Source organism: Spirosoma jeollabukense, from assembly GCF_054777855.1.
In genome coordinates this window covers 159,574-176,637 of the sequence record NZ_BAAHAD010000012.1, presented here as the reverse complement: position 1 = coordinate 176,637, position 17,064 = coordinate 159,574, and the positions used below count along the sequence as shown (strand labels likewise).

General features: G+C 48.5%; 20 protein-coding genes. 12 read left to right on the top strand and 8 right to left on the bottom strand.

Going from position 1 to position 17,064, the window contains the following annotated elements:
- Positions 1 to 221 precede the first annotated feature (221 nt).
- From ACYVEA_RS29220 to ACYVEA_RS29205, 4 genes are all read left to right on the top strand, one after another.
- Positions 222 to 1,256, top strand: a complete 1,035-nt coding sequence (locus tag ACYVEA_RS29220) for an ArdC family protein (protein ID WP_461116928.1) — start codon at positions 222 to 224, stop codon at positions 1,254 to 1,256.
- Between the two features lie 205 nt (positions 1,257 to 1,461).
- Complete coding sequence (locus tag ACYVEA_RS29215) at positions 1,462 to 2,349, top strand: hypothetical protein (protein WP_461116927.1); 888 nt, start codon at positions 1,462 to 1,464, stop codon at positions 2,347 to 2,349.
- A 193-nt stretch (positions 2,350 to 2,542) separates the two neighbouring features.
- Entirely contained in the window at positions 2,543 to 3,043 is a 501-nt protein-coding gene (locus ACYVEA_RS29210; protein WP_461116926.1) for a hypothetical protein, read from the top strand.
- A gap of 210 nt (positions 3,044 to 3,253) precedes the next feature.
- Positions 3,254 to 3,592, top strand: coding sequence for a hypothetical protein (locus ACYVEA_RS29205; RefSeq protein ID WP_297369644.1), 339 nt, complete (start codon positions 3,254 to 3,256; stop codon positions 3,590 to 3,592).
- A 114-nt stretch (positions 3,593 to 3,706) separates the two neighbouring features.
- Here the strand turns inward: ACYVEA_RS29205 and ACYVEA_RS29200 are convergent, their stop codons facing one another.
- The gene (locus ACYVEA_RS29200) at positions 3,707 to 4,699 is read right to left on the bottom strand and encodes a pentapeptide repeat-containing protein (protein ID WP_461073596.1); all 993 of its coding nucleotides are present in this window, start codon (positions 4,697 to 4,699) and stop codon (positions 3,707 to 3,709) included.
- 389 nt (positions 4,700 to 5,088) lie between these two features.
- Here ACYVEA_RS29200 and ACYVEA_RS29195 point away from each other — a divergent pair, with 389 nt between their 5' ends.
- From ACYVEA_RS29195 to ACYVEA_RS29160, 8 genes are all read left to right on the top strand, one after another.
- The gene (locus tag ACYVEA_RS29195; RefSeq protein ID WP_461116925.1) at positions 5,089 to 5,460 is read left to right on the top strand and encodes a single-stranded DNA-binding protein; all 372 of its coding nucleotides are present in this window, start codon (positions 5,089 to 5,091) and stop codon (positions 5,458 to 5,460) included.
- Between the two features lie 344 nt (positions 5,461 to 5,804).
- Positions 5,805 to 6,506 carry a hypothetical protein gene (locus ACYVEA_RS29190; RefSeq protein ID WP_461073594.1) on the top strand — a complete coding sequence of 234 codons (702 nt, stop codon included), beginning with the start codon at positions 5,805 to 5,807 and terminating at the stop codon, positions 6,504 to 6,506.
- Positions 6,507 to 6,812: 306 nt separating this feature from the next.
- Complete coding sequence (locus ACYVEA_RS29185) at positions 6,813 to 7,310, top strand: hypothetical protein (protein WP_461073592.1); 498 nt, start codon at positions 6,813 to 6,815, stop codon at positions 7,308 to 7,310.
- A 305-nt stretch (positions 7,311 to 7,615) separates the two neighbouring features.
- Entirely contained in the window at positions 7,616 to 8,677 is a 1,062-nt protein-coding gene (locus ACYVEA_RS29180; protein ID WP_461116924.1) for a hypothetical protein, read from the top strand.
- 283 nt (positions 8,678 to 8,960) lie between these two features.
- Positions 8,961 to 9,380 (top strand): hypothetical protein, encoded by a 420-nt coding sequence (locus tag ACYVEA_RS29175; protein ID WP_297369662.1) that lies wholly within the window; start codon positions 8,961 to 8,963, stop codon positions 9,378 to 9,380.
- 77 nt (positions 9,381 to 9,457) lie between these two features.
- A complete protein-coding gene (locus ACYVEA_RS29170; protein ID WP_461116923.1) occupies positions 9,458 to 9,796 on the top strand; it encodes a hypothetical protein in 339 nt (112 codons plus the stop codon).
- Between the two features lie 229 nt (positions 9,797 to 10,025).
- The gene (locus ACYVEA_RS29165) at positions 10,026 to 10,310 is read left to right on the top strand and encodes a hypothetical protein (RefSeq protein WP_461116922.1); all 285 of its coding nucleotides are present in this window, start codon (positions 10,026 to 10,028) and stop codon (positions 10,308 to 10,310) included.
- Between the two features lie 118 nt (positions 10,311 to 10,428).
- On the top strand, positions 10,429 to 10,902 hold the full coding sequence (locus tag ACYVEA_RS29160; RefSeq protein WP_297369669.1) for a hypothetical protein: 474 nt from the start codon (positions 10,429 to 10,431) through the stop codon (positions 10,900 to 10,902).
- A gap of 59 nt (positions 10,903 to 10,961) precedes the next feature.
- Here the strand turns inward: ACYVEA_RS29160 and ACYVEA_RS29155 are convergent, their stop codons facing one another.
- From ACYVEA_RS29155 to ACYVEA_RS29125, 7 genes are all read right to left on the bottom strand, one after another.
- The gene (locus tag ACYVEA_RS29155; protein WP_297369672.1) at positions 10,962 to 11,378 is read right to left on the bottom strand and encodes a TraQ conjugal transfer family protein; all 417 of its coding nucleotides are present in this window, start codon (positions 11,376 to 11,378) and stop codon (positions 10,962 to 10,964) included.
- A gap of 11 nt (positions 11,379 to 11,389) precedes the next feature.
- On the bottom strand, positions 11,390 to 11,989 hold the full coding sequence (locus ACYVEA_RS29150; RefSeq protein WP_297369675.1) for a conjugal transfer protein TraO: 600 nt from the start codon (positions 11,987 to 11,989) through the stop codon (positions 11,390 to 11,392).
- A 5-nt stretch (positions 11,990 to 11,994) separates the two neighbouring features.
- Positions 11,995 to 13,347 (bottom strand): conjugative transposon protein TraN, encoded by a 1,353-nt coding sequence (traN, locus tag ACYVEA_RS29145; protein ID WP_461073583.1) that lies wholly within the window; start codon positions 13,345 to 13,347, stop codon positions 11,995 to 11,997.
- Between the two features lie 62 nt (positions 13,348 to 13,409).
- Positions 13,410 to 14,828 carry a conjugative transposon protein TraM gene (gene traM, locus ACYVEA_RS29140; protein ID WP_461116921.1) on the bottom strand — a complete coding sequence of 473 codons (1,419 nt, stop codon included), beginning with the start codon at positions 14,826 to 14,828 and terminating at the stop codon, positions 13,410 to 13,412.
- Between the two features lie 19 nt (positions 14,829 to 14,847).
- Complete coding sequence (locus tag ACYVEA_RS29135) at positions 14,848 to 15,300, bottom strand: hypothetical protein (RefSeq protein ID WP_297369684.1); 453 nt, start codon at positions 15,298 to 15,300, stop codon at positions 14,848 to 14,850.
- Entirely contained in the window at positions 15,297 to 15,941 is a 645-nt protein-coding gene (traK, locus tag ACYVEA_RS29130; protein ID WP_100990270.1) for a conjugative transposon protein TraK, read from the bottom strand. Before traK ends, ACYVEA_RS29135 begins: the two co-directional genes overlap by 4 nt.
- A gap of 28 nt (positions 15,942 to 15,969) precedes the next feature.
- Positions 15,970 to 17,016 (bottom strand): hypothetical protein, encoded by a 1,047-nt coding sequence (locus ACYVEA_RS29125; protein WP_461116920.1) that lies wholly within the window; start codon positions 17,014 to 17,016, stop codon positions 15,970 to 15,972.
- Positions 17,017 to 17,064: the final 48 nt, after the last annotated feature.

Genomic DNA, 17,064 nt, shown 5'->3' with positions numbered 1-17,064 from the left:
ATCTTACGGTGTCTGCTTTTTTTATATCCACCCGTGCGCTACCAAGTGAGCAACACGAAAATTATACGGGCAAGACTAAGAAAAACCTCACCCAATTCATTTTTTATAACAGGGAAAAAGGTAACACACAGAATGTCCATCAGCCGTTCATTATCAGACTATTATAGGGCTTTAGGGGGTAAATTTAGGCTACAAACAAACAGCAAAAAACCCCTTATTTCATGACAACGCTATCAAAAAAAACTGCCAAAAAATCCAACGTAGGAAAACGTACTCAAAATTATGTCCCACCTACTTCACCCACCGCCACGGACGATACAATGGGCGGTAAGATGGCCCGGCCTGGAATGGCTTTTTTGTATGATAAAATTACCCAAACAATAATTACTCAATTAGAAAAAGGAGTCATCCCTTGGAAAGCTCAGTACAAGAAGAATGGGTATGGTTTTCCGCAAAATTACTGCTCGAAACGGCCTTATACATCCATCAATATGTTGCTGCTGGCTCTGCTTCCGTACGAGAAACCCTATTACTTAACCCTAAAGCAAATTAACCAACTGGGCGGACGAGTCAGAAAGGGCGAAAAAGGGCATATTGTTACGTTCTGGAAATTCCCTAGCGAAGACAAGAAAGCAGCCTTATTAGCAGCGGGAAGAAGCGTAGCGCCGTTATTTCGATTTTACTACGTCTGGAATATTGACCAGACAGACGGGATTGATGTCAAACTGCCAGATTTGGACGCGCTGGTTGAAACCAACCGACAACTGCAAATCAATGAATTGCAGGAGATTGTCGACCGGATGAGCCAGGACGGTATTCAGATTTCACATACGTGCCCCGGTACTCCTTGTTATCTACCCCGCAAAGATTCCATTATCATACCAACCATCAGCGAGTTCAGGACACCCGAAAATTATTACAAAACGATGTTCCATGAGCTTGTTCACGCTTCGGGTCACCCCAAGCGGTTAAACCGGGAGTCTATTGCCGCTTATGTGGCAAACCGCGAGCCGAATCCATTGGCTTACGCATTTGAAGAACTGATTGCTGAGTTGGGTACGTCATTTTTATTGAATGCTTTGGGCGTTGATTTTAGTCAGCGCGACGATTTGCTGGAAAATGCTGCGGCTTACATTGACTATTACAGCAAGCTGTTGTCCAGTGATCGAACGATCATCGTGAAGGCCGCTTCTAAAGCGCAGGCCGCAGCCGACTACATTCTTAATCAACACTCGTTGCCCGATGACGACGAGTAAAGAGACTGCCCGCCGGTCAGCGGGCTGGTTTTTACTTCACCTTTTCATTGGTAATATGATTAAAAAAATGAGTGACCGAAAAAAAAATAGTTTGCTAAATCCCAAACCGCTACCCAAGAGCTCCTTAGGCCGTCTGCTATATTCGTTTAACTTTGTGTGAAGCGTAATGACCGAAAAAAAACAACTAAAAGCTTGCGTTTAACTCATGACCAGAAACTTATTCCTGTTTATTGGGTTGGCTAGCCCACTGATGGCCTGGCAGCCAGCACACCCGGCCGCACCCTCGATTCCAAGCCTCACCCCCGCTGTCCAAGCAACGACGCCCGATCTGGTTCAGCGTGAACTGGATGCCCAAAAGCTCAAGTTACGGATGCCCATCGGTGCCTCATCGGCCTCTTTTGATTTATCGGACTCGGCCCGGCGGACCATGATCAGTTCACCGTCTGTATTACGGTTTTCGGATCAGATTCAGCTCACCCGACAAGATTCGATAACCATGCGGGGACTCATGGATCTTCCCATCGCCTCACTCAGCGAAGTAGTGTCAAAAATGGACTTTTATACCCAGGTTCGTTTTGTTCGCTTCGGCCTTCTCCAGATAAACGGTAGGCCCCAGGAGGCTCGTCTGTACGCCAGTAAGCTTTATATTCTGACGGATGAGATCTTTCCCCGCAAAGCCATAGAAGATAGCTTAACGATTGAATCCGCGCTGGCCAACCAACGCTCGAAAATCCAGCAAAGCACGGACAAGACGCCAAAGGTTGCTTCTATAAAAGAACAACCCGCTCCTACCAGCAGCTCCTCCTGGTTACCTTCACTTATTCTGTTAGTTTTTGCTGGAGCTGGCGGGTACTACTGGCTAGTTATACGGCCCCAATCGAAAAAAACAACCAAGCTCACCAGCGTATTTTATGAGCAGGAATCAACTTTGGAATCGACTGAGGTAACTCGCAACCCCAACCCAGTAGGCACCGAACCCGATGGCAGGGACGACCTGCTCAATGATTCCTACACCCATCCCCATTCGGTTGAATCATCTGCTGAGGACTTGTCAGCGACTTCCACCACGCAGGCTGAACCCAGTCATACCTAACAATGTAATCATATGGATAAACACTAAAAGGGGGCCATTGCCCTCTTTTTTGTTTGTGTACATAAATAACGGGGGAGAAAAAGAGGCGAGACACCAACCAGCCCTATTGGCAAATCGGCAAAAAATAGTTATATTACTATCAGTAAATCAGATAGTTAACTACTTTTTGTGCGTCAATAAATCACCCTCGACTATGAATTCAGGTCACCCCCCCGTTGCGAACGCAACCCAGGCGCATCATAACTTTCTTCAATTTCTATTATACCGTCAGGCTTTCGTTGAGCAACGGCATCCTCATTTATGGGTAAACTTATACCGTGGCTATAAGGAAGCAAATTTACCCATGCTTAAAGCGGGTTTCGAGCAAAAAAGCCATCAGTTTGGGGGTGTTTATGACGTACTGGCTAGTCAACCAAATCTGCTGACAGAATTAAACTTTAAGACTTTAGAACTGGAATCCATATTGCCCCCTGAACTGCGGAGTTTTCATCTGGATACCTTAAAACGGGCTATCAAGCTTCAGGCTGAACACTCGATTGATTGGCCAACCAAAGAATACGACTATACCATTACCCTGAAGCAACAGGAGGGCTTTTATAAGGGATGGGTCCATCAGTACTGGCCGGGTACCTGTAATGGAAATGTCTGGTTAATAATTAACCCCATGACGGCTATTTTTTACCTGGTTTCGTAACGAATGCCAGAAGACTAAAACCGCCCTATTGGGCCAACATGCGCCCAATGGGCAGATTAAACACTTCACTTAATCAGAGCCGTAAGCTGGCTCAGTATAACAGGGGAAAAGTCAGCCGTCAGCCGTTCATCAATTCGTTATTACCTGGAAAGACGTGGCCGCAAAGGTGTATTTTTATATAAGATTAATTCGGCAAACGAGCTTAAAACGATGCATACTGCGCAAGCCACTGATGTAACGGCAAATCTGAGAGTAGCAAGTCCTGAAATTATGGAGATGCATTCACTGATTACAAAAATGGGATTTATTATGATGGGGGCAACCCACATCCGATTCAGTAATCAGCAGTATCTATTAGCCTGGTCAATGGGGTCAGGGGCTAAGTGTGTAGCCATAAATATGTTTTACCGACCCGGATTGGATCTCTATACGCTTGACTTTATTAAATCACATAGCGATTCGGCAAGAACTGTTCGGATGGACCGGGTTTATGGGGAGGATGTAATAGGGGTAATTGAACGGGAAACCGGGTTTTACCTTCGGTTGTAGAGGAATGGTTGTAAAGGGGTAGATCAGGGCAATCGCAGTGCGTTTGCCCTGTTTTGTTGGTCTTTACTACTTCACCTCCTTACAGCCAAGTCCCTCGGTCATACCTGCCGATCACTAAAGCGAGACCCATTTATAGAGCAGGTTAGCCAGGGAATGAGAAGTGGGCCGCTCACCGGTTTGAATTGAGCGCAGAAATTGCCAGATAATCCATTCGGTACTTCCGGGTACATTTTGCCAGCCGGCACCAACCCGGTAGCCAAGGCACCGGGATAGGAAATCGCTTAAGCTTTCGGCCGATCCTGCCTGCCAGTGACCCGCCTCAAGAGCCGCAACCCATACGGGTTTTAGCAGCGGATAAGCCAAAACCAGGTGCTGTATCCGCTGACGTATCGGTTTTAAATTTGCCTTTTCCAGTGCAGCAACCGAAATAGAAATTCCCCGCAGGTATGTCCCCCGGACATCGCAACCGGTAAGATCAGTATACCGCAGGTCACAGCCCGAAAGATCAGACCCTTTTAAACTGGCCTGATGTAAATGGCACCAGGATAAGTCGCTCATCTGTAGTTGACAATCCAGAAAATGGGCTTTCTCCAGGTTCGATCTACAAAAGCTGACGGATTGGAAATTAGACCCCGTAACCCTGGCCCCCGTTAACTGACAGTCAGCCAGCTGGCTGCCGTGCCAATCTACCCCCGATGCTGCCAGATCCGTCAGCGTCGATCCCCGTAGATCAGCCCACATTCGACCAGCCGTGACAAGTGCCTTCGTCAAGCTGGCACCCGTTAAATCCATACGCCTGGTGCCAACCAGGTGAACTTGGACAAGTTTGAGCCCAGGCAGCTGCAGGCCTGCCAGCACCCGGCCTTGAGAAAAAGCCGTCTCCAGTAGTAAGCGACGACGTGCCTGTTCCGATACGGATCGATTACGCCGGCTTTGCAAAGAAACCAATACCTCACCCCGGTCATTTCGTAAGTCTATCTGACCCGATTCTTGATCGGGCTGGTCAGCACCATCGACGGTAAACCGACTATAATTCGTGCCTGACAAGTCATATCGAATGAGTTGTGGCTGTTGTGCAAACAAGTCTAATTGGCTAACAAGCGTCATTTGAACTAGGATTGGTAGCAGTAGTGACAAGATAACATCCTATCAATTGAGTTGACCGAAAAAAAAACAAAAAGAACTTTTCAAGCATCTTCTGATGAATTATTTAACTTTATGTCAGAGAATAACTGACGGAAAATGAAGGGGATATCGCAGTGATATAGCCTATAGCGTTGAGGGCTGGGCTACTGGAAAAAGATTAACGCGTCAGCTTACCAATAAATAAAATTAGAACCCCCGTAAAGGGCGGCACATAACAGGGAAGAAAGTGTTTAGTTTGTAGTTAAGTTGCTGACATTCAGGTTAATGACTAAAATAAATAGAGGTTATCTTTATAGTGTTAAATCAATTAATCATCGCCTAATCAGGCACAAACCGGTAAAGCCATGTCTATGTTCGGGTTGAACAAATTTGTAGGAATTGGTCACGTTGGATCAACGAGGGTTTTTAATGACTCGTTGAGTCAGCCATTAACGGCAATATCTATTGGGTTGGATGACAGCTACAAGACAAAAGATACGCAGGAACTAGTATCTAAAACCATCTGGGTTGAATGCGTAGTCAAAGGTGATCGCACGGAAACCTATAGCAAGGGGCGATTGATGCTGGTGGAAGGTAAAGTAACGGCGGAAGCCTACACCGATAAAGACGGTAAGCCAGCCGCCAGCATTAAAATTAAGAATGCACGCGTAAAGGTGCTGGATAAAAAATCGGTTAGCCAGGAGTCTGAAGAAGAATTTGTTGACGACGAGTATTCGTCTTGAGCAAAAAGCTGATGAAGTTTGAACGGTTCGTGTCCCACACACGAACCGTTTTTTTTGGGATATACATTCTGGAGGTTGTAGGAGACAAGGTTAACGACCACTGCATAGCACTTCACCATCGCATCACCTACGGTGGTATTGGATTCGATAGTGTGGCCCCCCTAACCCCCTACGGGGGGATCATAACAGGGAAAAGGGCGACGGATAGCTTATGGTGTAACTGTCTGTTAAACAGCAATTTAAGGGGTGGGGGTGGTATCTTTAATTAAGTAAAATAAATCATCCATCGCCGGTAGGCACAAACGCGGCGGCCGGTCCGCCGGCGCGGTACCGCCCCAAAAACCATGATTAAACTTGTAGAACCCAAACGCTCGCAGGTCGTAAATTTTTTGAAAGGAATGGGTCTGGTATTCGCCACATTCTTATTGTACTGGATTGCTACCCTGCTGTTTTGCCCTACTTGTCATGGGCAGGACACAGCGGCTATCACTCCGGTTAAACCATCACCCCTTAAGAGTTCTTATTTGAATCCGTACGCGCTGGGGATGAATAAGCAGTCGATGGGTTTAAAAGCATTCTTTGATGCCGTCGAGCGCATTAATAAACCGGATAGCTGCCTCCCTAAAAAGGCAGTTGGAAACGTGGGTCTTGGACTGGCTGTGCAAACGAATGGTACCCTGTTCGTTAATGCGACCGCTAAAACCAAATGGGGCGGCTATGTAACACTGCTCGCTGGACGTCGAAAGAACGAACTGTACGTTGGGGCGCAGGGCCAGTACAAAGCTAACCCCTCTCTCTTAGCTGGGATCGGATTTGTCGCCCGACCCCATATTTTAATCGGTGGACTAGCCGGAGCTTTCTTCTATCAGGAAGTGACCGTTGCGGATAACCAGCCCACCCGCTACGCGCAGCTTTTACAAGCGGGCAAACTTAAACCCGTATTGCTGTATGGTGTTCAGGTCTCAGCCGAATTACGGCACGTATGGGTATCCGTGAATCTATTGAGCGGGAGCGGGATGGGGATAGGAGCAACCTACTTTTTTTGAGTCAATACCCAAACCCGCTCTAAAGGCCGGTCTGGGTATTTGGGTTTCACCTCACTTTACTACTTCATCCCGCAGGGGCCATAACCGGGGAGAAGGTCACCGGGACATACGGCAACTATACGGGCCTATTTCTTAATTGAAAAGTGGAATGGGTATCTTAGTACAGGGTTAATAATCAATTAGTTATTAGTATTCTAAGTCGAATGAATCCGACAAATAGTCATCGTTCTCACTGGCTTACTAAGCGTATTGGCCTTAAAGTTTGACCCGATAAATGAAGTCAGCACGACAACCCATTAGTCAATTATGGAGACGACATCAATTGGTATTCGACCCGGTTTTTTGCCCGAAGGAACGTATTGGCCCTGTCCGGAAGGAATTACGGTTCAGCGCATCAACATGCTTACTCAGCAAGTCGGTAAGCACATTCTGCCCTGTACACTAGAACAGTTTGAAGAAGGGCGAAGGAAAGCCCGTCAGGGTGATTTAATGCAGGATGCTTTTCCGTTCCTGACACCCCCAGATCGTGAGTTTTTGATTTCAGGAATCCCCCCGCTGCAGTGGGCTGAATTGTTTCCTGTACCGCTTCCATTTTCGCCCTCGTCAGTCGAACAGATCCTGGAGGAATTACGTCCCGTCATGGATGAGCTGTTTGGCGGAACGGCAAGCAGACCGCTTGCTATGGACCGTCTGGTTGAGGAAGTCAGCCGGGATTTTGAACCACTTCTGGACGAAGATCAAACCAAGCTGCAGCATTGGGTCCAACAATGGGCATTACAGCAGGGACTAATACTCGCTGAGTAAGCTACAGGGCGAAGGCCCTGAACGTTTTACTTCACTTTTTCAGGTTGTATTACTAGGCCACACCTGCATAAGGCAGCTACGAAAAGTTTGACTTGCCAGCAGCGTTTGTACAAAATTTTGGACAAAAGCATTGGCTGAAACGAACGCAAGGCTTGCCTTTGTATACGCCCAAAAAGAGGCATAACAGGGAAGAAAGTCACAGATAGTCAATTAGTTAACTATTAATTATAGGGGTTGGCAAGACGCCCTTGGTTATCTTTAGCTAGTTAAAATTCTCAATTACAAACCCCTTATTACTGACGATCATGGCAAAAGCAAAGGGACTTTCCCAAACCGACGATTGGAATCAGATCGCATTTCCCGTTCAGTTGCAGGAGTTTTCAGCCCTCATGCCGGGTTACGAGTCCGTCGCTCGGGATCGGCAAAAATTTATCGTTGGCAGGCCGCCCCAGGCCACCAAGCCAGTAATTTTTGGCTTACAGGGTAAAAATTATTCCCTCTTCCCAAATCAGTTAATTCGCGAGGTAGCCGGTCGGGTTATGGGACGGCATACCCTGCAAGCATCCTATTCGGACCAGGGTGAATTTTCGCTGACCTTAACCTTGCCTGAAGAACGGTTCGAGGTAATTTCACCCAAGCGGCCGGGCAGTCAGCCCTCGACAACGCCCGATACACTGCAAAAAGCGATTATTATCACCAATTCGTATTCGGGAAAGAGCCCATTTACCATTCAGGGGAAAGTTCTCTCCACGCAACGTAGTATAGACACAACCGAAATTGCTCCGCGCATGCGGATTAGTTATTACCGACTGGTCTGTGGCAATGGCTTGATGGGATGGGCCGACGAGTTTATGAGCTTAGACGAGTACGTACAATGGCTTGCCGAGGGGCAGCCAACTCGTCATACCCATGTTCGGGAAACGAAAACATTCTTTGAACCGGCGTGTATCGAAACGACCGAACACGTCGAGGTGGGTCAAGAAACAACACTGGCTTACAGCCGAATCCGTCATACCGGATTTACTGAAGTCGATTTCGAAAAGACGCTCAGCGGAATGTTTAATGAATTCGTTTCCGCTCAGGATTCCCTGACGGCTCAGATGTATACCCGGCTGGCTGAACATACGATCAAGCGGCAGCGGGCGGAGAGCTACCTGAAAGGAGTGAAGGTGCCAAAGAAACTGGTGCAACTTGCCCTTGAACGAATGGACGAGGAGGCTGGTCGATTAGCCGCCAAGCCCAATTTGTGGCTATTGTATAATGGCTTGAATCACGCGTTATTTCATCAGCCAACATCCTTAACCATAAATCAACGCTACGACCTGGATGGAAGCCTTTTTCACCATTTGACCCAGGCAGTTATCTAAAGAATAGTGGCTGAAAAATAATTCTTACCGGAAAGGGAAGAGGGTTTATCAACCTTTTCCCTTTCCTCATAACTAACCCTTTATCCCTCATAAAAAATGGCCACTGGAATCATAAAAAGTCGCTGATGCATACCTATATACGTGTAACACTTGTCTGGATCGGACAACTTCCAGTTAAAACCGTCACGGACACTCTTCTCAAGTTTTACGCCGAAGCTTTCTACAGGTACTGACAGCTCTATTGAAAGAATTTGGTATATTTATCAAGAAGTAATCGCAAGTTATGAATACGACACCGCCAACCTTCCCCCTTGTAACAGCCCCCGTTGGGAATTGGCCTTTGCGGTGTATCTATACGCATTTACCCGTAATAGCTGGCCAGCTCGTAGCCTTAGGCCCACTTGGTTATATCAGCCTGGCACCGCTTCGGCGGACCGCCGTGGCGCATCATTCGGACGGTCAGCATCATGCGGCAAATGAAGTGGCGTATCTAATCGCGGTGTTCCAGGCGTATGAGCAACGGCAAGGCTGGTTGCCCCAAGCCGAGTCGGTCCTGATTCAGTTAGCGGAAAACCTGCTTGCGGCCCTGCTCCAAACTGTCCCACCAGGACAGACCCGGTATCTTCATCAGTTGTTGCAAGCGACGGACTTGAAACCATGGCTTAAAGCGCTTAACACGTTACCTGCCAATCCCGACGAATAAGGGCGGTTACTTGGCTGATCAGCCGGAGAGGTGACGACGCTAAGCGAGGAATTTAAATGATGACTGACTTATTTATCATGGATGCGACCCATTTATTAATTCTTGAGCGCTTTGATCGCAATGATCGGTCAGAGGGGACTCACTATCTGTTATTCTCAACTCGGACAATGGCTGAGGATTTCGCCAGAAATATTGCAACAGATTTTTATGAATGTGGCCTACTACCAGAAGAAGGAAACTTTGAGACACAACGATTGAAAGGTGATGTTCTCAAATATAAAGACGAATTTACAATAAGTTGGACCATGCAGCCAAAAGAGCCTGGGGGCTCCATTGGTGATAGTTACTATTTGTCTGTGCAGCCTGTAAAAGCACATTCACCAGAAATGAGATTTGACTTCTGGAATCAACTATAACCAAACTTTTCACTATCGGACGTCGATTAACTGCCATCGGTAATCAATGGATTAGGACCTCTGTAATCTTGTTGCCAACGCTATTTAGTGGGGATGAGCGATACGATCGCTCGCAAAATACTAGAGAGACTACTGGGAAGACTTGCGTAGCGCTAGGGGCAAAATAACGCGTTTAAATTTTGAGAATTCTTTAATAGACAGTACCTTTCGCTTATTAATAACGGAAGATGTGCCCGTTGTTATTACAATGGCCATGTTTGTCATTTTTTTGGTTGGATTTCTGGTTGGCACGTATGTAATCGCCCTTATTGCGAAGTTTATTGGGGGAGCCTTAAAGCCTACTCTGCCTTCGCTGGAGGCCCCTGTGCGTAAAGTTGTCGTTCGTCGCCGTACGATTCAGGTAGGGGCCGGGGACGGTTCACGGGATCAGAACGTACTGCCAACTTCATATACTCAACCTGCGTCTCAGGCAAAACCCAGGCCTAAGGTGGTTGCCTCAAGCCTAGCCGGATAACCGCGCCGGCAGACCGGACAAACCGCTGCCCTATTGACAACGTAATCGAATAGCCCGCTCGTCGGGTATAAAGTTTTTTTACACGGCCAGGCCAGGAATGGCCCGGCTTTTTTTTACCATGCAACTTTCTCTCGAAGCCCTTCTCGAACAATATCAGGCAATCCAGCAACTGTTACTGGTGAAGCTGCAAGGAAAACGGTTTTCCCATGTACAGCCTTTTTGGGCTGACTCCCAGGCTTCCTTTTACAATAAGCGGGGCGGGCGGCGACCTTTTACCTTCGACAATGTTATTGATCTCTTGCGGGGCTTACACATGGAGGATGAGCTCGCCGTGGTTTTACTACTGGCGGACTGCCGGGCATATCTATGGAAGCAGCTCCAGGCGATGCCTCCCGGTATGATTAAAAGCTTACCCCTCGATGAGCCGCTCATCACCCAGTTGTTGTTGGTTCGTGTTCGGGAAGAAACCAGCTGGGAACTGGCCGATCTGCAGTTTCTACTGCTGGTACTTACCCAGCTGCAGAGCCAGGTTCAATATTTGCTGGATCTGCCATCTAATCTGATCAAGCACCAAAGTAAAGCGTCTATGTAAGGCCTGAGTCCACAAAAAAGCCGCAGGATCGGTCCTGCGGCTTTTTTATTGTAAAAGGTTTACTTGGCAGAGGTATAACTAACTTCGACAGTTTGTAAATCACCCGACTGATTTTTAACGTAAAATAAAAGCTTGGGCTGGCCAACCGAATCACAACGAACCGCGATCCAGGGAGACAGATCATTAATTGAAAGCCACTCGCCCTGAGCAGCCAACTGCCTGCCTATTTTAACCGCTACGGGGAGGCTTGAGTCGGTGTTCTGAAAACTGACCCGGTAGGAAGTTGCCGAGAGATAAGGGCTGGGATTGATGAGTAAGCGAAATTCAACGGTATCTTTGGCTTGCACCAGCGCGGGCGTGTTGGTAGTCGACACGCTGAATGGAGTCTGGGTCTGCAAGCCAAGATCATCACTCATGCAGCTTCCCAGCAGAAGGCCAGTCGCCATGACGATAAGGTAAACAAATTTGTTTTTCATGATTTGGCCGGTTAAAACGAGTCAAAGGTGAAACGAAGTCCCAGTTGAGCCTGGGTATGCAGGCGGTTAAGATCACTCACGGCATACCATCGTTCGGTAATCCCACCGATCAACGAGATTCGATCGGTCAAAAATACTTCGGCTTCCAAGCCAACATTTCCTCCAAACGTAAAATGACCCTGGGCACCGATGAAACCAATGGGTAGGTCGTGCTGGTCCTGATTGACAATCTCCAGGCCAGTGAAAATGCCAAGCACGGGGGAGATGTAAAAGGTCCTTCGGTAATCGTGAAGCGATATTGGCGCGTAGTCGATGCCCAGGGTATGCCGCTCGCTGATCACCTGGACTCCCAGTGGTTGGTAAAATTTTCGGTCGTATTGATAGCCAATTTTCCAATAATGTTCCCCGCGGGTGTAGCGAACGAAATCAGTTCGCACCAGACTTCCCTGCTGATTAGCCCGCAGGTTAATTCCCCTTGGGAAGCGGTCCATGATCCCTCCCTGCAGGGAAAAGGCGTACTGACCTTTGCGATGGCGCTGGCCGAAACTGCTGTGGCTCAGTAATTCGAAAACCAGTAGCAGGGCGAATGGAAGAAAACGAAGTAGTCTCATGTGAATTAAAGTTTTCCGGAGTTCATGATGTCCTCGTTATTCATCAAAAAGGTGAGGGCTCTTCCGCCACCCGCTTCATTGATCTGCACTAGAATCCGTTTGTTATCGGGAATAGTGAATTTCTGGAAAGCGAGGACCTGTTCCATTTTCTGGTGTCCCGGTATGACCCGAATGCCATCATTGTGCACGTAGAAAGGAACAATCTCGGTTTCCTGAAACGTCGTTCGTTTCGCGATGGTCTTATCGACGATAAAAAAGCGCATGTAGTCAATATCGTAATTGATGTTTGACTTATTTTTCAATTGTAATTTGACGTACATGACGTTGTCTTTCACGTAAAAGCCACGAATGGTAGCCTCCATCAGATTTTCTGATACGCCTAGGTGACGAATCGTCCGCCGTTTGTGATTCACCTGATCGCAGTTGTACACCACTTCCGAAGCGGAGGCCCGAATCCCCGAGAACTGAATAACGCCATCTTTGGCATTGAGGCCATTAATGAATTCTTCCGAATCTTCCCGCGATCCACCCACGCGGGCGGGGCCCTCCGATCCCATTGTGTTCATGGCCAGGTTGAGCGCTAACAAGGCGGGTTGCTCGTTATAGTTGGCCACGAATGAATAGAATTTTCCATCGGTGGTAATAACGCTAAAATTCGTTTCGTTAAAACCCACTTTACTGGCTTTCACCTTCAATACGTTCTCCACGTCGGACGCTTTGTCGGCAATAATATCGCGCGATCCCAGATCGACGGATTTAATCGGCGTTGGGAAAATAATGGATATCGTCTTGTTATAGGGCAACTCTGTATAATACGATTTGACAACATTATAGTCTCGGATCGGTATGGCGGGTACCCGCAGGGCGTGCGCATTATTATTGACAATGGTCATCTCGGCGAGGGGTGTATCATCAATCTGGCTGGCCGGAACGGCCTGATCATCGGCTTCCGGAACGGGAGAGCGCGCCGACACGGATTTTGTATCCGATCTGGAAGGGGCGGCTATGAATCGTTTTTCGCTCGAGCTTGTCACCACTTTAGGCGTGCCAAGCGAGGGTAACGTATCCGGCTTCACCAGCTTAACGGAAGGCGTTGCCCCGGCCAGAGTTGTTGGCTTTTTGACCGGTGCTGTGGCCGTCGAGGCTGAAGGGCTTGTCAATAGACCCCGGCTGGGCAGAGCAGCCGTGAACGTATGGCGAAACGGGCGTCCAGTAGCGTAGGCTACGGTAGCAGGTTGACCGGGAGCCGAGACAGGCCGGTTAGTTCCTGCTGATTGAGCGGAAGCTCCGTTGGTTACCAACAGGCTGATACTGGTGAAGTAAATCAGGCCAATAGGTCGAAAAAAATAAGCGTTCATAAAAAGTTTGGCGAATAAAGGTTAAACAAGGCTGGCCTTCAGGGACCAGCATCCGGCAGGGTTTACTGTTCATTAATAATATTTTGAAGCATCTGTAACTGCATTTGCTTTTCGGTTATCGGACTGGAGACCGGCATAATGGGTGGATTGCCTGGTGTACCGACGGAACCAGTACCCCCTTGTTCGGTGCGGTCGACGGTACGCAGCAGTACGAAGTAATTGTTCTTAAGATAGGCCCGCTGCATTTGCGCTTTCCGCGCGAGACCTTGCTTTACCCCCTGGGTAATTTGCTGACCCGCCTGTAGTCCGGCTGATGCCAGAACGGCACTCGGCGACGAATTGACATAAAGCCCACCCCCCAGGCCACCTCCACCACCACTTTGCGCAACCTGCGCGGCCGTCTGTTTGGCCAGATCCAGATTCGTCATGTTTGGCACGTAAAGGCCAGCCATGCCATCCATATCGTACACCTGGATATTGGTTGGAAATAAACGATTCTGATACTGAATGGATCGAATCAATAAATTGATGCGTTGACCAGCGAACTGTCCCATACCATATAAAAGGGTATTGGCGGGTATAACGATACCCCGAATATAAAGCGGTTCGAGCAGACGGATTTTGATGCGCGAGCCCATACTACTGATTTCCTGATCGCCATAAACCATCGCCCGAATGGTGCCTACTTCAGCGTCCAACAACCGCTGCTGGGCTTTACGGGCATCTTCCGTGTACAAACCAAAAAAAGAATTGCGCCCGGTATAATCACGGCCAGTTAACGAAGTGATCGGAACAGCCATACGCCCCTCCTCGTCGGTAACGACTTTAAGTGCTTTAGTTTTGTCCTGTTCCCGGGCTTCGCGCGTCGCCTTATCCTGTTTATATTCGGTTAACAGCCGTTCCAGCTTCGCCTGCTTGTCGAGTGCCATCTGCAACTTCGCTTTTTTATCGGCTTGTTCTTTAGCCTGCTGGGGCGAGGTGATGGGAGCATCGTCATCGTCGAGACGGCTATCGGATTCCGTTAGCGGAAGTGAAGAGGAGCCGCGGCTACCTGATGACCGGTGATTGACAACCTCGGGAAATGCGCCCGCGCTGGACTGACTTCGCCGGGAAGGTCGATTGGTTTCGTAGACAGTTGAATCTAAGTGACTCATTGACCGGCTCGATGGGGTTTTGTAACGGCTTCCGTATACGTATTCTTGTGCGTCCGGAATTCCCTGCATGTTCGATGCCTGTGGATTTTCACCCACGGCAGCTTCCGTCTGCAAATCCAGCTTGTTGGCTTTGCTTAAGGACGTATCGGTTTTGGCCGAGGGGACCCGGGTGTTGATTACCGAAAGTGTCTGCTGGGGCGCTTCTTTCTCGGGAGAAGAGGAAACAACCCACAGAAAAGCCCCAACCAGGACTAAAAACACTGGGATACTCCACAGGAATCGTTTGTCCCCGAATAAATCTTTTAGTGATCGTTTTTGCGTTTCCATTGTTGGTTAGAAATAAAGACTAGTTCTTATTCTGTTGAGGGAGCTGGTCCGGACTACGGCGGGTCACGCCTGACCGGGCTTTCAAGTAGTCGGCTTTGTGAGTCGAATCACTGGACAATTCCCGTCGGGTAGTAGATTGACTTACATTGGCTTCCTTGGCCAATTGGCCAAGGGCTGGTACCAAAGCGGAGAGCGGGGGCAGTTGATAAAACAGGTAGAGCAACCGAATGAGCCAGAAAAGTCCAATCAGGCCAAAGAATAGCAGCACTTGCCGGCGACGCTGGCTAACTGACGTTTGGCCTTCCCAGCTTCGGATTCGAAGCGTGATCCACCTGGTTACCCAACTGGTCGCCAGGTGGTAGGAGTTGTTTAGTTTTCCAACCCATGGACTTGACAGCCACCGGGGCTGAGGGGCTAGAGCGGTACCGGGTTCTAACGGATGCCCGTTACGGCGACGTATCGGCTGTCTCATTGGTTACGGGTGATGGTCTGGATATCGGAATTATCCAGCGGGTGAAACCGCTCAATCATAAAGCCATGCGGATTGCGATCGGTCCGCTGAACGTCGATTAGAAACCCTTCTACATCCAGATTACGGTAGGTGACGGTCGATTCCCGAACGAGTAGTTGTTTGCCTTTCGCTCGGAAATAATAGGGGCTTTGCGTCATATTAACCTGAATTGATTCCGGGTCAATCTCAATCTTTTGGTGGACGTTGCCCTGTACCAAGTCTGAATAGTAGCCTTTTTCGGTAAAATCCTTGTGAAGCCTGACGACAGATTCATCGCCCAGGTAGGAAGCTTCTTCAATGGTCTTACGGATCTGCTGATTGTCGGGCTCCAGGTCAAAAAATAACCGTAAGAAAGTACGGACGTGGTCTTTGGCCTCTGCACTCCGGTTTACATTGTGATCCTGAGCCAGCGCCAGCATGATGCTTTTGCCGTTTTCCATAACGTACACCCGGGAACGCGACTTCTCGGTGATATCGAACGCCCACCAGGCAATGCCGCTGGCCAGCAGGAGCGTACCCAAAATGACCGCAAACATGACGGTGCGGATCATCTTGAACGAGGTTTCAATGTTGTGTAATGATCTGAAATGAGGAGCTTCCATAAACTTTTAGTAAGGAATAAGTGAATATTTAAATCTTATTGAGCGTAGGCAGTTTGCTGTTCCATTCGCGGATTCGCTCGAACCCACCCGAAACACTGCGACCTGCACTTCGGGCAACGCCACCGCCAACGCCACCGACGCCACCCAGTACGCCCCCGCCCGCCTTGGCCCCGCCCAGCGTCTTGCTGATGGCTTGGTCGGCTCCGCTGGATTCAACGACCCAACTGGCGGCCATCGGCACTGTCAGGTACGCCACGGTGCCAATGAGGTAAAAGATAACCATGGTAAAATCATCGAGGGTAAAGGTGCTGTCGGTAGAAGCCGCTAATTGTTGCAGATCTTTACGCAGCATCATCACGTGAATGCTTTCCAGCATACCCGATAAAATATTGGTAATAGGAATCCACATCAGCATGTTGATTACCCGGGTACACCAGGCCGCCAGACCGGAATAAAACCATTCGAACGTGGCCAGCCCAAACGTAATGGGACCGGTGATGAGCAAAACCACGATGAAGAAGCTGACTAAAAATTTAAGGCATAAAAAGGCAAATAGGTAGAGTACTTCTCCAAGTGTCGTCATGAGCTGATCGACAACATTCTGGACCGAGTAACTCATCATATCGGCTCCAAATTGGGTGGCGCTATCCGCATCGAACATTGCCTTCAATATCTCCATCCAGCTTTCTTCCCCGTCATGATCTGAATCGATCAGGCCAAGCGTTTTTTGTCGTTTGGCCGCTACGGCTGTCTTTTTCTGCTTGGTTAGATTATCGACCAGCGTTTTTTGGCTGTCGATAAAGGGTTGGGTCATTTCATTAAGCGCTCCGCTTAAGGAGGTAACGCCGTTCACAATACCACCATAACTCATCAAACAGATAGCCAGCGCTACCGGGCGAAACAGCGGCACAATGTCGATTTCTTCATTGCGGGCTAAATGACCCCATACCCGCGTGAACACGTAACAAAGCGCGCCTAAACCGCCAATGGCTTGGGCCAGACCAATAAACCAGCTGTATTGCGTAAGCAATTGGCTAACTAAAGTGTCGAGTTGTTGAACAACTGAATCTTGCATGGGAATTGAAAAAAGGTGATCAGTTGGGCTTATGGCCCGCTTGGGGTA